The sequence below is a fragment of the Micromonospora sp. CPCC 206060 genome, from assembly GCF_036906895.1.
Lineage (GTDB): Bacteria > Actinomycetota > Actinomycetes > Mycobacteriales > Micromonosporaceae > Micromonospora.
Genome location: NZ_JBAKHU010000210.1, coordinates 1 through 1594, shown reverse-complemented (window position 1 = coordinate 1594; position 1594 = coordinate 1). Strand labels below are relative to the sequence as shown.

The 1594-nt window shown below is 67.7% G+C and carries 1 protein-coding gene; it reads right to left on the bottom strand.

The annotated features are described in order from the left end of the window. Positions 1–863: 863 nt before the first annotated feature. On the bottom strand, positions 864–1594 hold a 731-nt coding region (locus tag V6U90_RS33290; RefSeq protein WP_334445131.1), incomplete at its 5' end, for an aldo/keto reductase.

The window sequence follows — 1594 nt, the reverse complement described above, 5'->3', positions numbered from 1 at the left end:
CTACACCAACGCTTGACCACCGGATTCGGCAGGCCGGCCGCTCTGCGGTCACCCGCTGGCTCGCCCGTTCCCCTGCCGACTGGCAACCTTACCCGGCCGGTTCCGCCTGACCAAATCCGCCTCTCGGCAGATCCGGGGCACCACCCGATTCGGATTCCGATGAGCTGACCCACCCGATCCAAAGGTTGCCTCCTGCGCTCCGGCCTTCAGGGTCGTTGCCCTGCCTCGTCCGTTCTGCGCTGGCGGAGAGAAAGCTACGCGCCCACCGGATTGATCGTCAAATCGACCCCCTCGCCAATGCGCACAGAAAGTGACACGGTAATCACGATGAGAGAATTGGCCACCGATTCCCCGACCTCGCGGCAGAGAAGCGGTAGGAACGCCCCTGCCGTCCTGGGGCCGGTACCCGCCGAGGACCGGCTACCGGTGTCGGTCACCACGCCCCACCCAGTGGTTCGTCCCGATCTGCGATCAGGGGACGGTTCGCGGGACGGCGCACCCGTATCGTCCGCCTGCCTCACATCGGGGGGTCGAATCCTGGCGCATCGGAGAACAGTTCTCGCCGCGATGTCCGTACCATTGCTTCTCGCCGGTCCGGAGACGGGCGGAGGGCGCCCGCCCTCGACGGCCAGCAGCAGTACGAAGAGAAACAGCGTCAGGCGAAGGAGTTGTCGCCACCCGGAGCAGCTGGGCGCGTTACCGGCCGACCGGCGACCTGCCGGCCAATGAGGGTTTCTACCGCCCGGACTCGACCCGGACCAGCTTCAACTACCAACTCAGCGCGAGGTTTTTCGCCGCCGAACGGATCGGTGGTCGCCGGACGGTGGAGCTGAACGAGTACTTCGTGGGCCAACCGACCTTCGTCACGGACACCCGGATGTTCCTCGACGAACCGTTGCGGGACCTGGGGTGGCACCGGACCGCGTCTGGTCGGAGTTCCGGTCGCTGACGCGGTGACCAGAGCCAGACGGACCTCCACCGCACACGGCGGTGGAGGCCACGCGGGGCCGGGTCAGGCCGGCTGGTAGAAGTTGCGCTCCCAGCGGTGCTTGGCCAGTCGGGCCCGCAGCCCGGCGTCCATGACCCTGCCCGTCGCTGACGGCGGCGTTGCGTTCGACGTTGGTGACGGTACGCATGCCGGGAATGATCGTGGAGACCTCGGGCGCGGCGAGGATGTAGCGCAGCGCAAGGTCGGCGAGGTTCTCCCGGGCGATGCCGACGTCGCTGAGGAGCGCGTTCACCCGCTGCTCGACCTGTGCTCTCCGGTCGCCGCCGAAGTAGTTGTGCCGCCAGTCCCCCTCGGGGAAGGTGCTCCGGCTGTCGATCCGACCGGCCAGGCTGCCCTCGTCGAGCGGGACCCGGACGACCACCCCGACGCCGTGTTCGGCGCACGCCGGCAGCAGCCGCTCCTCGGGGGCCTGGTGGAAGAGGTTGTAGATGAGCTGGACGGCGTCGACGTCACCGCTGCCGACCAGGTCGAGCACGCTGTCGGTCTGGTAGTCGTTGATGGAGACCCCGAAGAAGCGGATCTGTGACTGGTCAGGTGCTCGTCGGCGGGTCGGCTTGACCTGGGTCGTTCGGGTTGGATCATGGT